The sequence below is a fragment of the Amycolatopsis stemonae genome, from assembly GCF_054781455.1.
The window spans coordinates 45,933-59,758 of sequence record NZ_BAAGUJ010000016.1 but is presented as its reverse complement, the minus strand read 5'-3'; the positions used below and the strand labels follow the sequence as shown (position 1 = coordinate 59,758).

Here is a 13,826-nt window from a genome sequence, read left to right as displayed (position 1 = left end):
CCGTGAATTCTTTGTCACGCGCGAGGGATCGCCCTCACCAGGAAAGTTGACGCAGGTCAGCCTTTATCACGCGCGTGCGGTCCCGCTTCGCGAAAATTGTCACGCGCACGGCGGACGGCGGCGATCTTCTTGCTCTTTCCGGCCGCTTCCCGATACCTTTTTCCACGGAGGGAACCATGAACCAGCCGGTCATCGCCGTGACGGATCTCGCGAAAACCTACGGTGAAGTCACCGCGCTCGCCGGGATCAGCCTCAGCGTCGCCCGCGGCACCGTGCTGGCCGTCCTCGGCCACAACGGCGCCGGGAAGACCACCCTGATCGACATCCTCAGCACGCGCGTCCGGCCGAGTGCCGGCAGCGCCCGCGTCTGCGGCTACGACGTCGTGCAGCGCGGGCGCGCGGTCCGGCGGCGGATCGGCGTCACCGGGCAGTTCGCCGCGGTCGACGACGCGCTGTCCGGGCGCGGGAACCTCGTCCTGATCGCCCGGCTGCTGGGCGCGAAGCCGCGTCAAGCGCAGGCCCGGGCCGCCGAGCTGATCGCGGCGTTCGGGCTCGAGGACGCGGCCGACCGGCCCGCCGGCACCTACTCCGGCGGCATGCGGCGGCGGCTGGACCTGGCCGCGGGACTCGTCGGCGCACCGCAGGTGCTGTTCCTCGACGAGCCGACCACCGGCCTCGACCCGGTGAGCCGCGCCGGGCTGTGGACGGTCGTCGAAGGGCTCGCGGCCCGCGGCACGACGGTCGTGCTGACGACGCAGTACCTCGAAGAGGCCGACCGGCTGGCCGACCACGTCGTCGTCCTCGGCCTCGGGCACATCACGACGTCGGGGACGCCGGCGCAGCTCAAGGCCCGCCTCGGCAACCGGACGGCGGCGCTGGCCTTCGGCACCGAACTCGCGTTGCGGCGCGCGGCGGACGCGTTGACCCACCTCGGGCTCGTGGCGGCCCGTGCCGGGCTGGTGCTCTCGGTGCCGCTGAGCGGCCCGGGCGACATCCCGGTGGTGGTGCGCGCGCTCGACGCGGCCGGCGCCCCGCTGCGGGACCTCACCGTGACCGAGCCGACGCTCGACGACGTCTACCTTTCCCTGCACCGGACGGCGTCGTGACGCAGGCCCGGCACCGTGCGGCCGTGAGCGCGCTCGCCGATCCCGCGGCGTGGCCGGAATCGGGGTTCTGGACGCAGGTCCGCGTGCTGGCGGCCCGGTCCCTGCGGACGGCGTTCGGCGACCGGCGGCTGGTCTTCTTCGGACTGGCGCAGCCGGTGGTGCTGCTTTTGCTGTTCAGCCAGGTGTTCAGCGGCGTCGGGGCGCTGCCGGGGGTCGCGGCGTACCAGGGTTACGTGAACTTCCTGGTGCCGGCGACGCTGGTCAACATCGCGATGACGACGGCGATGAGCTCGGGCGCGGGCCTGCTGGCGGAGATCTACGGCGGCTTCACCGGACGGCTGCGCTGCCTGCCGATCTCGCTGTTCTCGGTGCTGGTGGCCCGGACGCTGGCCGACTCGGCCCGCCTGGGCGTCCAGCTGGTCGTGACGGCGCTGGCGAGCGTGGTCTTCCTGGGTTTCCGCCCGGCCGGCGGGGTGCTCGGCCTGGGTCTGGCGCTGGTCTTGACGCTGGTGGTCGGCTGGTGCCTGAGCTGGGTGTTCGTCGCGATCACGACGTGGCTGCGCAAAGCCGAGACACTGCAGGCGGCGTCGTTCATCGTGATGTTCCCGCTGATGTTCTCCTCGAGCGCGTACATGCCCCTGGACACGATGCCGGCGTGGGTCCGCGCGGTCTCGGCGGTGAACCCCCTGACGTACGCGATCGACGCGACCCGCGCCCTGGCCCTGGCCCGTCCGATCGGCTGGTCCCTGGCCGCGGCCCTGCTGATCGCGGCCGCGGCCGCCGTCGCGGGCTCAACCCTGGCGGCCCACACCTTCCGCAACGGGCATCACACGTGATTGAGCAGGCATCACACGTGATTGGAGGGGCATCACCGTGATGCCCCTCCAGACACACGTGATGCCCCTCCAGACACACGTGATGCCCCTCCAGACACACGTGATGCCTCTCTGGTCACAGGGCCAGGGACTCCAGGTGGGTTGCGGCCTCCTCGGGGCCTCCGGCCGCGGCGAACGACTCGCGGATCCGGGCCGCGCCGTCGCGGCACTCGGCCGCTGACTCGATCGCCTTGCGGATGTCCGCCGCCTTTGCGCGGTCGAAGCGGATCCGTACGCCCGCCGACGCCGTGGTCACCTGCTGGGCCAGCATCGACTGGTCGTCCCGGATCGGGGCCACCACCAGCGGGACGCCGGCCGACAACGCTTCGCACACCGTGTTGTGGCCGCCGTGGCAGACGACCACCGAGGCGTGCGCGAACGCCGCCACCTGCGGGATCCGCCGAGCCAGCGCGACGCTCTCGCTGACCAGCCCGCCGGACGGGTCCACGACGAGCCCCTGCACGGACGGCATGCCCGCCAGCGCGTCCACGCTCTCGGCCAAGAACCGGCCACCCGCCGACGCGTTCGACGTCCCCAGGGTGACCACCACCAGCGGCCGGTCGTCCGCGGGAGCCCACTCACCCGACGACTCGGGCAGCGACGGCCCGACGTAGGACACCGGCACCGCCAGCCGGGACTCGCCGGCGAGCGCCCGCGTCGTGAACGCCAGCACCAGGTGCGGGGAAAACCGCAGGTCACCCAGCAGGACGCCGTGCCGGGCCCGCAGCCCGGCCTGGAGGCCGGACACCCACGAGGCGATCTTCGGCAGTGAGCCCAAGGGATCGGCCAGCTCGGTCGACGTCGACGCCGACGTCGCCCACGGCAGCCCGCACCGCGCCGCCACCAGCGCCCCCGCCATCGCCTGCTGGTCCGCGACGACCACGTCGGGGGCGAACGAGGAGACCGCCGAGGCCACCCCCGGCACCATCGCGTCGGCCAGCGGGACCAGGTAGGACTCCCACAGGTACTTCAGCGCGGCGAACCCGCGCAGCTCCGGCGGCCGCGGCGCCGGCGAAAACGGACCCGAGGAGAACACCGGGCCGGAGACCAAAGTGGACAGCTCCGGCCCGCACCAGGCCACGGAATGCCCCCGCCGCGCCAGCACGGCAGCCACCCGGCGCAACGGCGCGACGTGCCCGGTCAGCGGCGGCACGACCAGCAGGAACCTCACGCCGCGTGCCGTTCGATCCAGCGCAGCACCAGCTCGCGCACCTCCCGGTGCTGCTCCACCAGCACCGAGTGCCCCTGGCCTTCGAACACGTGCAGCTCGCCGTGCGGCAGCAACGACGTCAGCGCTTCGAGGTCGTCCGCCTGGTAGCCGTGACTGCCCAAAATGGACAGTACGGGACAGCCGATCGCCGCCACCTGCTCCCAGGTGAGCAACGGTCCGAGCGGGACCTCCTCGGCCATCTTCGTCGACGTGATCCGCTCGGCCGCCATCCGCGCGAGCCGCCGGTGGTGGGCGCTGAAGTTCGCCTCGATCCAGTCGAAGCTCTCCTCCACCTGCAGGAACTTCACGGTGTGCGCGAGGATTTCGCTCATCTTCCCCGCCCACACCTCGGTCGCGGGCTCCGACTCGATGCACACGATGCTGCGCACGCGCGACGGCTGGGCCACGGCGTAGCTGTAGGCCAGCGTCCCGCCGAAGCTGTTGCCCACCAGGTGCACCGGCCGGTCGACGCCGAGCTGCCGCAGCAGGTCGTCGAGGTCGGCGACGAAGTCCCCGAGCGTGTACCCGCGCACCGGCCGCTCGGTCTTGCCGTGGCCGCGCAGGTCGTAGCTGATCACGTCGATACCGGCGGCCGCGACCGGCGGCGCGAGCGTCAGGTAGAAGCTCGCGAGGCTGTCGGTCCCCATGCCGTGCAGGAACACCACGGTCTCGGTGCCGCCGGCGGGCACGAGCTGCACGTTGGTCCGCAGCCCGTTCACGGTCATCGTGGGCACGTGCGCTCCCCCACGAACCGGGCGATGTCCCCGACGGTCAGCCCGATGACGTCGTCGAGGTCCTGCTCGGCCAGGTACTCCGCGAGGTTGACGTCCGCGCCGAAGTGCTCGGCGAGGATGCTCGCGAAGGTCACCAGGTCGATGCTCTCCAGCTGCAGGTCTTCGTGGAACGTCGTGTCGGGCGTGATCTCGATGCCGAGCACCTCGGCGTCGCCGGTGAGCTGGGTCAGCAGCTCGGCGACGACGTCGAAGACGGCGGAGGCGTGGTCGAGGGTCATGACGTGCTCCTGAGGTGGGCGGTGGCGGTGTCCCCGGTCAGCTCGACCGTGACGGCGAAGTCCGGCAGCACGCGGTGCCGGCCGGACACCGTGCCGTCGTCGTGCACCCGGATCTCCGCCGGGTAGACGGGCTCGGCGAGCCGGGCCCGGACGGCGTCCTTCGCGGCGATGCGCTTCAGCAGCCAGCCGCGCTGCTCGCGCGGCGGGACGGCGGCGAACTCGGCGCGCTCCCCGGCGGCGAGGTAGACGCCGGCGTAGATGTCGCGGGCCGCGACCGTCGGCCAGCGGTCGGTGACCGCGACCGAGCCGTCGTCCCGCCGGTCCGCCAGCAGGTGCCGGTCGGGGAAGGCGTAGACGCGGTGGGCGGTGCGGTCGCACGGGAACCGGACGTCCCGCCAGCGTTCGACGGTCGCGAGCACCCGGCCGTCCCGGACGAGTTCCGCGTCCATCTCGAGGACGTCCGGCCGGGGCAGCCGGACGCGCACCAGGCACTCGACGCGGGTGCCCGGCTCGGGTTCCGGCCCGTGCCAGGTCAGCCGGCCGAGCGAGCGCGGGAACGCGAGCAGCCCGTCGGGCCGGGTGGCCATCAGCCAGCAGCCGAGCAGCTGCCCGACGTTGTCGAGCAGCCCGCCGGGTGCGGACGGCACGATCAGCTCGCCCCGGATGTGCTGCTCGCCGAGGCCGGTCAGCCGCGCCAGGCCCCGGTAGGCCAGGCCGTGGAACATCTCGCGCTGCTCGTAGATTTCGGACGCGCTCAGCGGCGGGGTCGTCTCCGGACCGGGCACCCCGGTGCGCGACGGCGGTGGGGCGTACGTCCCCAGCTCGACGTTCACCAGCGCGTACGGTCCGATCTCGACGGTCACGCAGTCACCCTCGCGGCTCATCACCAGCGGCACCCGCTGCGCCGGGGAAGCGATCAGCCACCGCGAGAACACGGCGTCGCGGACCTCGACGGCCCTGGTGCCCGGCCAGGTACGTTCGGCGGCCCGGCAGGCGAGGTCCACCAGCGTCGTCGCCGGGACCACCGGCCGGAAGTCGGACTCGTCGGGCCAGTCGTCGCGCTGCCGGAAGAACCGGTGGTCGCGCAGGTACGGCATCGCCGTGAGCGAGACGTCCACAGTGGACTCGACGCGGCGGCGGGCGGCCGCCGCGACGACGTCCGCGGCGGCCCGGCGGGTGTCGGTGAGCAGCGCGGTGAACTCGGCGACGATCGCGTCCGGCACCCCGGCGGGCAGCACCTCGTGCTCGAGCAGACCGCGTGCCGACTCTCCCAGCGACAGCAAGGGATTTCCGGTGTTCAGCCGGATCCGGCGGGGTTCGAGGACCTCGAAGTCCGGGTTACCGCCTTCGGTCCACAACGCGGTCGCGGCGCGACGCAGCTGCGCGAGCCCGGACCGCGTGCCGGACGCGGCGGCGACGACCAGGTGCCGCCGCTCGCCGAGCGTGTCGGTGACGAACGAGCCGAGCTGACCGGCTCCGACCTGCACGAACGCGCGGAACCCGGCGTCGTGCAGGGCCTCGGTCAGCGCCCGGAACCGGACCGGGCGTACGAGGTGGACCAGGTACAGCTCGCGAATCGCTTCCAGCGCGGCCGGGTACGGCGCCGCGGTCGTCGCGGACCACACCGGCAGCGCCGGCTCGCGCAGGTCGAGCTCGGTGACGAGCCGGGCGAACGGCGCGAGGTGCGCCCGCATCAACGGCGTGTGGAACCCGGACCGGAACGGCAGCGTCCGGGCCACGATCCCCTGGCCACGGCAGGTCTCGGCGAACTCGGCGACGGCCTCGGGCGGCCCGCAGACGATCGTCTGCTTGACCGCGTTCTCGTGGGAGATCACCAGGTCGCCGGGCAGCAGCCCGGCCACCCGCGCGGCCGGGCAGCCCAGCACCAGGTAGTCCGCTTCGGGCAGCTCGAACCCGTCGGGCCAGTAGCGGTCGAGGACGCCCGGGTCGGCCCGGTACATCCCGGCGGCCTGCATCGCCGTCCACTCGCCCACGCTGTGGCCGGCGAGCGCGTCGGGCCGGATCGCCAGCCGCCGCAGGACTTCGCCGAGCATCAGCCCGGTGGCCGACACGCTCGCGGCGCGGTCGAGCACGCTGGCCGTCGACCACTGTGGACGGTCGAGGCCGAAGTGCGCGGCCACATCGCCGATCCGCGGCTCGGCGCCGTCTTCCAGTCCCGGGTGGACGAACGCGATCCTGCCGCCGGGCAGCAGCGGGTCGACCGAGCACCAGACGTCGCCGCCGCCGTGCCACGCCTTGCCCGTCGCGGCCACCTTGGCCAGCACCTTGCGGGCCGTGGCCAGCTTGCGCTCGTCCGGGCCGACGATCCCGATCCGGCACGGCCCGTCACGTTCGTCGCCGGGCCGGTCGAGGCGCTCCAGCAGCTCTTCCGGTGTGCCCGCGGCCAGCCGCAGCACGCGTTCCGGCTCGTCGACGCGCACCCGCCGCTTCGGCGCCGGATCGCCCCCTTCCAGCACGACGTGCGCGTTGACGCCGCCGAAGCCGAACGCGTTGACCGCGCCCACCCGTGGCAGCTCGCCCCACGGCTCGGCCTCGGCCAGCACACGGAAACGCGTCTTGTCCAGCAGCGGGTTCGGGTCGGCGCAGTTGAGCGTCGGCGGCAACATCCCGTGGTGCAGCGCGAGCGCCACCTTGACCAATCCGGCGACCCCGGCCGTCGGCAGCGTGTGCCCGATCATCGACTTCACCGAGCCGATCACCGAGCGCGGCCCGGCGGCCTGGCCGAAGACGTCGGCGACGGTCGTCAGCTCGGCGGCGTCCCCGGCCGGCGTCGCCGTGCCGTGTGCCTCCAGCAGGCCGATTTCCGCCGGATCGAGCCCGTCCCAAGCCCGGCGCAGCGCCAGGGTCTGCCCGGCGACGGACGGGCTGAGCAGGCTCGCGCCGCGCCCGTCGCTCGACGTGCCGCTGCCGCGGATCACGGCGTACACGCGGTCGCCGTCGCGCCGGGCGTCGGCCAGCCGCTTGAGCACGACGAGCGCGGTGCCCTCGCCGATGAGCATGCCGTCGGCTTCGCGCGAGAGCGGGCTGATCCGCTGGCTCGGCGAAAGGGCGCCGAGCTGGGTGAACAGCGACCAGAGCGTGTCGTCGTGCGTCTGGTGCGCACCACCCGCCAGCACGACGTCACAGCGGTGCCGGGTCAGCTCGCCGATCGCCTGGTCGACCGCGACCAGCGAAGACGCGCACGCGGCGTCCACTGTGTACGCCGGACCGCCGAGGTCGAGCCGGTTGGCGACGCGGGCCGCGGCGAGGTTGGGCACCAGTCCGGCGGCGGTCTCCGGCCGGAACTCGCCGAGCGGTGCCAGCAACGCCGTCCGCAGCCGGTCGAGGACGTCGGGGCCGGCCGAGGGCATCAGCTCGCCGACCGTGCGGGTGATCTGCCGGACGGTGCGGACCCGCTGGTCGAAGCCCCGCAGCCCGGGCGAGAGGTAGCCGCCGCGGCCGAGCACGACGCCGACGCGCTCGGGGTCCCCGAGCCGGCCGAGGCCACCGGCGTCCTCGACGGCGGCGACCGCGACGGCCAGCGCCGTCAGCTGGTCCGGTTCCGTGCCCTCCAGGGACGTCGGCGGCACGCCGTGGGCCACCGGGTCGAACTCGAGGGTGTCGGGGGCGAAGCCGCCGCGACGGCCGTGCGTCCGGTCCGGCCCGGTGCCGTCGTGGCCGTGGAACGCCGGGTCGCGGCGGTGCGACGGGACCTCGGTGACGGCGTCGATGCCGTCGACCAGGTTCCGCCAATATTGGTCCACTGTGGACGCGCCGGGCAGGAACACGCCCATGCCGACGATCGCGACCGGCTCCTGGCTCACCACAGCGACGCCGTGTACAGCACCGCACGGTCCGAGCCGTAGGCGAGTTCGCGCAGCAGGGCCGCGGTCGCCTCGGCCGGGTCGAGCAGGGCGACGTCCCGGCGCTCGTACTCGCGCGCCAGCTCCGGCGACACCATGCCGCGGTGGTCGTCGGCAGGCGCCCACGGTCCCCAGTGGACGGTCACGGCCCGGCCGGGCCAATCGCGGCCCAATGTCTCCAGAGCGTCGTTCGCCGCGGCGTAGTCCGTCTGGCCGCGGTTACCGAGCACGGCCGCGATGCTGCCGAAGAACGCGACGAAGCCGGGTTCGACGTCGAGCGCGTCGAGCAGCGCGCGAGCACCCTCCACTTTGGTCTCGTAGACATTCCGGAACGACAGTTCGTCTTTGTCCGCCATGAGCTTGTCGTCGATCACCCCTGCCGCGAAGACGACGCCGTCGACCCGGCCGAGGTCCTTCACCAGGCGCCGGACCGCTTCCGGGTCACGCACGTCGAGCGTCCGGTAGGCCGGGTCGCCACCCGCGGCCCGGACCTCGTCGAGCGTGCGGCCGATTTCCCGCTGGGCCAGCACGGTCCGCACCCGCCGTTCGATCCCGGCCACCGATCCGCCCCGGCCGGCCAGCACCGCCCGCATCGCGGCCGGGTCCTCGGGCAGGTCGTCCGGCTCCCCCGGCCACGGCGTCCGCCCGGCCAGTTCGATCCGGCAGCCGGCCGCGGCGAACGCGGTCGCGGCGTGCGCCGTGATCCCCCGCGCGCCGCCGACCAGCAGCACCACCGAGTCCGGGCCGAGGCCCAGCGCGGCCAGTTCGCCGCCACCGGGACCGGCGCCGGAGTAGGCGATCGACGGGAGGTCCGCGGGCCGCGGCTCGATCGTGAAGCGGCCGCTCTCGTCGTGGCACACGACCGAAGGGCCGTCGCTGAGGGCCTCGTCGACCAGCACCTTGGCGACGTCGTGGGTGACTTCGACGAGCCGGGTGCCGCCGTCGCGTTCCAGCGCGGCGGCGCGGGCCAGGCCGCGGAGGCCGGCCGTCCCCGGCTCCGCCGCCAGCAGCACCGTGCCCTTCACCGTCTTGAGGAGCTTGAACACCTCCGGGACGCTGCGGCCGGCCGCCAGGACGACCGTGATGTCCGCGTCCGCCGGGACGAGCTCGGCACCGGCCGCGGCGAACGCGGCCCGCACGGACTCGTCGTCACCCAGCACGGCCACGGACCGCCCGCGCAACCGCGCGGGATCCGGATCGAGCGGCACGGGCACCTTGACCAGGCCGTACCGGCGCGGCGCCCGCGCTTCCGGTGCCGGGGCCAGCCAGTTCTCCAGGTGCGCGGTGAGGGCACCGGCCGTGCGGTCGCGGCTGAGCTGGTCGGTGCGGTCGTCGGCGGGCAGCCCCAGCCGGGCCAGCAGCGTGCCCGCGATCTCGGTCCGTTTGATCGAGTCGATCGACAGGTCCGCCTCGAGGTCGAGGTCGCCGGCGATCATCTCGGCCGGGTAGCCGGTGCGTTCGCTGATCACGCCGATCACCGTGGTGAAGACGTCAGCCGGAGCGGCTTCGACCACCACCGGCTCCGGCTCCGGAAGCGGTTCCTCGACGACGACGGGCGCCGCGACGGGGACGGGGGCGGGCGCGGGAGTGCTGCCCAGGTAGCCGAGCATGACCTCCCGCTGGGCCGCGACGAGCTCACGGGTGGTGCGCAGGAAGTCGACGATCGCCTGGTCGCGGCCGGGTGCGGACGGGGTCATGGCGGTACTCCGGATTCGTCGGGCCGGGGGCAGGGCGGGTGCCTCGGCGCCGGGCGCGCGGACGGACCGCCCGTCGACGGCCCAGGCGGTCGGGGACGGTGCGGGACGCCGCGGCCGGGTCAGCCGCTCGGTGCGGACGCCGACGCCGGCGTCGGCGAGCGTCCGCAACGCGGTCAGGAACGCTTCGAGATCGGGTCCGCAGGCGACGACGGTGTGCGGGCGCTCGCCGAGGATCTCCCCGACCAGCCGGGTGAGCACGCGGCCCGGTCCCACCTCGACGAACGTCCGCGCCCCGGCCGCGTACATCGCTTCGATCTGCTCGAGGAACCGCACGGGCGCACTGATCTGCGCGGCCAGTTCGGCTCGGACATCGCCCTCGTACGGCTTCGCGGTGCGGTTCGACCACACTGTCCACTGTGGATCACACAGGGACTCACCGGCGAGCTCGGCCGCGAAGACGGCTCCCGCCCCGGCGACGAGCGGGCTGTGGAACGCACAGGCGACGGGGATCCGCTGGGCCGTGACGCCGGTTTCCCGCAGCCGCCGGATCGCGCGTTCGATCGCCGCCACCGGGCCCGAAAGGACGACCTGCTCGGGGGCGTTGTGGTTGGCGACCACGACGTCCGGGCCGATCAGGGTGGGCGTGAGGAGGTCCCGCGGCGCCTTGACGGCGGCCATCGTGCCGGGCCGCGCGACGTCGGCGATCGCCTTCGCCCGCGCGTGGCTGAGCCGCAGCAGGGTCTCGGTGTCGAACGCGCCCGCGACCGACAACGCGACCAGTTCGCCGTAGCTGTGCCCGGCGAGGAAGTCCGGGCGGACGCCGACCTGGTCCAGGAGCCGCGCCACCGCCGTCTCGACCAGGCCGAGCGCCGGTTGCGCGACGCGGGTGTCGGTCAGGGCTCGTTCCTGGTCCTGGACCGCGTCGGCGTCGAAAGCCCTTGCCGGAAACGCTTTCGCGGCGACGTCGGGAGCGAGCTTGAGCACGTCCGCCAGCTCCGGGAAGTGCACGAACAGCTCGGCGAGCATGCCGGGTCGCTGGCTGCCCTGTCCCGGGAAGAGGAACGCGACTTTTCCGGGATCGGCGTCGCTCCGGCCGATACCGGCGAGGATCTCCTCGGCCTCGGGGGCCCAGTCGCGCAGGCCGTGCCGCCGGTCGGGGCTCACCGGGCCCGCGCCGAGCACGGCGTGGAAGTTGGTGCCGCCGAAGCCGAACGCGCTCACCCCCGCGAGCCGGGCCGGGTCCGCCCACGGCCGCGCGGCCGTCGTGAACGTGAACGGGCTGGTGGTGGCGTCCCACGCCGCGTTGGGCCGGGTCAGCTGCAGCGTCGGCGGGACGACCTCGTGCCACAGCGCGAGTGCGGCCTTGATCAGCCCGGCCAGCCCGGCCGCGCACTTCGTGTGGCCGATCTGGCTCTTCACCGAACCGAGCACGCAGCTGCCCGGCCCGGCGCCGGCGTCGGTGAAGAACCCGGTCAGCGTGCGGAGTTCCGTGGCGTCGCCGACGACCGTGCCGGTACCGTGCGCTTCGACCAGCCCGACGTCCACAGGGGACACTCCGGCGTCGCGGTAGGCCCGGTCCAGCGCGCGGTGCTGGCCTTCCGGCCGCGGCGCCGTCAGGCCCAGCGCCTTGCCGTCGCTCGCCGCGCCGACGCCCTTGACCACCGCGTAGATCCGGTCGCCGTCGCGCTCGGCGTCGGAAAGCCGTTTCAGCACCAGGCAGGCGACGCCCTCGCCGAGCGCGATGCCGTCGGCGGCCGCGTCGAACGGGCGGCAGCGCCCGGTAGGCGAGAGCGCGCCGGCCGAGGTGAACATCAGGTAGTCGTGGATGCCGTTGTGCAGGTCGACCGCACCGCACAGCACCAGCTCGCTCGTGCCCGCCCGCAGTTCCTTGGCGGCCAGGTCCAGCGCGGCCAGGGAAGACCCGCACGCGGCGTCGACGGTGTAGTTCGCGCCGCCGAGGTCGAGCCGGTTGGCGATCCGGCCGGAGATGACGTTGGCGAGCGTGCCCGGGAAGGTGTCCTCGGTGGGTTCGGGCAGCTGCTCCAGCAGCTCGGGCGGGACTTCGTCGAGGTAACCGTCGAGCAGCGACCGCAGCGTGCCCGCATTGGCGAGGTCGCCGCCCGCCTCCGCGCCGAACACGACACTGGTGTGCTCGCGGTCGAAGTCGCGCTCGGCGTACCCGGCGTCGGCGAGCGCCCGGCGCGCGGTCTCGAGCGAAACCAGCTGGGCCGGATCGATGCTGGTCATCGCCGACGGCGGGATGCCGTGGTCGAGCGGGTCGACGGCCAGGGTAGGCAGGAAGCCGCCCCACTTCGAAGTGGACTGTCCGAAGTAGACGTCCGGGTCCCAGCGCCCGGGCGGCACCTCGGTGACCGCGTCCTCGCCGCGCAGGATCGCGGACCAGAACGCGTCGAGGTCCGGCGCGCCGGGGAACGTGCAGGCCATGCCGATGACGGCGATGTCCCGGTTCGCGCCGACCGGCTTCGGTTCCACAGGGCGGGTGAACGTCCGGCCCGACGTGACCTCGCGGTGCAGCTCGGCGATCGTCGTCCGGCGGTCGCGCAGCACCGCGACCTCGCCCGCCATGTACATGCCCTCGGCGAACTGGGTGGCCTCGTCGATGCGCTCGCCGTCACGCCGGACGCCCTTGCTCGCGACGCGCAGCCGTCCGGTGTTCAGCTCCTCCAGGCGCTGCCACGCTTCGGGACTCCCGGTCAGGCTCGCCTTGACCTGCTCGAACTCCGCCGTGTACGGGCTGGGCAGGCAGCGCGTCCGGTGCCCCGGCGCGGTCTCGAGGGTGACGGTCGCGCCGGCGGCGAGCGCGCGGTCCTGGAACAGGCCGGTGATCGCGCCGTGCGTCACCGCTTCCTCGGTGAACAGGTAGGCGGTGCCCATCAGGACACCGAACGCGTCGAGCGGCGCGGCCATCGCGGCGACCATCGCGGCCGACCGGGCGTCGTGGATCCCGCCCGCGAAGAGCACCTCGACGTCCTCGGCCCCCTCGAGCACGGCCAGCTGTTGTTCCCACAGCTCGAAACTCGTCCGCGGCCCGACGTGCCCGCCGCACTCGGCGCCTTCGAAGACGAACCGGCGGACCCCGGCGTCGAGGTACTGGCGGAGCAGGATCGGCGACGGCACGTGCACGAACGTCGCGATCCCGTCGGCCTCCAACGCCTTGACCTGCCCCGGTTTCCCGCCCGCGACGAGCACGCACCGCGGCCGCGCCGCGCGGATCGCGGCGAGCTGCTCGACGCGCAGGGCGTCGGGTACGAAGCCGAGGATGCCCGCGCCCCAGGGCCGGTCGCCGAGCCGCTCGGCGGTGCGCGTGAGCAGGTCCGTGGTGCGCGCGCCGTTCGCCGTGGCCACCGCGACGAACGGGAACCCGCCCGCATCGGCGACGGCCGCCGCGAAGCCGGGCTGGTCGCTCACCCGCGTCATCGGGCCCTGGACGACCGGCAGTTCGCTGCCCAGGGTCCGGCAGAGCCGGCCGGACGGCGCCGGCGTGGGCACTTCGGCACCGACGATCCGCCGCACGTCCACTGTGGATGACACGACGACACCCGCCGCGCCGCCGGCCAGCGCACCCACCGCCGTCCTCGGCCCCGCGACACTGCCCCACACCGGAACGTCGAAGGCGGTCAAGAGTTGTTGCAGCAGAACGAAGTCACTCAGTTCGCCGCCGCGGGCGACGAGCCCGAGCGCGCCGCCGCGGACGGCCTCGGCGGCCCTGGTGGCGTCCGGGACCTCGGCGAGCGCGCCGGCCCACGGCGCGGCCGTCCGGACGGCGAAGGCCGCGCCCTCGGGCAGCACGCCGTTCGTGCGCACCCCGAAGGGCACCCGGACCCGGGCCGCGACCAGCCGCAGGGCGGCCGGATCGGCGCCGTCGAGCACGCCGAGCCCGCCGTCGCGAGCGACGGCGGCGACGACGTCGGGATCGCCGACGCCCAGGCACCGCAGCCGTCGAGCGTGCGACGGCGGGACGAGCTCGGCCATCGGCGAACCTCCTGTGCGGGGTGGGGTGATCTTCACCGGACCGATCCCAGGAATAACGCACCGGGCCCGG

At 73.9% G+C, this 13,826-nt stretch carries 7 protein-coding genes; 2 read left to right on the top strand and 5 right to left on the bottom strand.

The annotated features are described in order from the left end of the window. Positions 1–176: 176 nt before the first annotated feature. Positions 177–1,106 carry a DrrA family ABC transporter ATP-binding protein gene (locus ACYVLJ_RS39110; protein ID WP_460442443.1) on the top strand — a complete coding sequence of 310 codons (930 nt, stop codon included), beginning with the start codon at positions 177–179 and terminating at the stop codon, positions 1,104–1,106. After that, a complete protein-coding gene (locus ACYVLJ_RS39105) occupies positions 1,103–1,942 on the top strand; it encodes an ABC transporter permease (RefSeq protein WP_460442442.1) in 840 nt (279 codons plus the stop codon). The genes ACYVLJ_RS39110 and ACYVLJ_RS39105 overlap by 4 nt, the downstream gene beginning before the upstream one ends. A 115-nt stretch (positions 1,943–2,057) precedes the next feature. Here ACYVLJ_RS39105 and ACYVLJ_RS39100 read toward each other — a convergent pair whose 3' ends face one another. Genes ACYVLJ_RS39100 through ACYVLJ_RS39080 form a run of 5 tightly spaced genes read right to left on the bottom strand, consistent with a single transcriptional unit; the run spans position 2,058 to position 13,756 of the window. Further along, on the bottom strand, positions 2,058–3,152 hold the full coding sequence (locus ACYVLJ_RS39100) for a glycosyltransferase (protein ID WP_460442441.1): 1,095 nt from the start codon (positions 3,150–3,152) through the stop codon (positions 2,058–2,060). Further along, positions 3,149–3,925 (bottom strand): alpha/beta fold hydrolase, encoded by a 777-nt coding sequence (locus tag ACYVLJ_RS39095; RefSeq protein ID WP_460442440.1) that lies wholly within the window; start codon positions 3,923–3,925, stop codon positions 3,149–3,151. Before ACYVLJ_RS39095 ends, ACYVLJ_RS39100 begins: the two co-directional genes overlap by 4 nt. Next, complete coding sequence (locus ACYVLJ_RS39090) at positions 3,913–4,203, bottom strand: acyl carrier protein (RefSeq protein WP_451967497.1); 291 nt, start codon at positions 4,201–4,203, stop codon at positions 3,913–3,915. Before ACYVLJ_RS39090 ends, ACYVLJ_RS39095 begins: the two co-directional genes overlap by 13 nt. Further along, positions 4,200–8,030: a beta-ketoacyl synthase N-terminal-like domain-containing protein gene (locus ACYVLJ_RS39085; RefSeq protein ID WP_460442439.1), complete on the bottom strand. Its 3,831-nt coding sequence runs from the start codon at positions 8,028–8,030 to the stop codon at positions 4,200–4,202. Before ACYVLJ_RS39085 ends, ACYVLJ_RS39090 begins: the two co-directional genes overlap by 4 nt. Further along, the gene (locus tag ACYVLJ_RS39080; RefSeq protein ID WP_460442438.1) at positions 8,024–13,756 is read right to left on the bottom strand and encodes an SDR family NAD(P)-dependent oxidoreductase; all 5,733 of its coding nucleotides are present in this window, start codon (positions 13,754–13,756) and stop codon (positions 8,024–8,026) included. The genes ACYVLJ_RS39085 and ACYVLJ_RS39080 overlap by 7 nt, the downstream gene beginning before the upstream one ends. Between the last annotated feature and the right edge of the window lie 70 nt (positions 13,757–13,826).

What these genes read in the sequence shown, in the direction of transcription:
- ACYVLJ_RS39110 (WP_460442443.1), top strand. Translation starts at nt 177, where the DNA reads ATGAACCAGCCGGTCATCGCCGTGACGGATCTCGCGAAAACCTACGGT.
- ACYVLJ_RS39090 (WP_451967497.1), bottom strand. Translation starts at nt 4,203, where the DNA reads ATGACCCTCGACCACGCCTCCGCCGTCTTCGACGTCGTCGCCGAGCTG.
- ACYVLJ_RS39080 (WP_460442438.1), bottom strand. Translation starts at nt 13,756, where the DNA reads ATGGCCGAGCTCGTCCCGCCGTCGCACGCTCGACGGCTGCGGTGCCTG.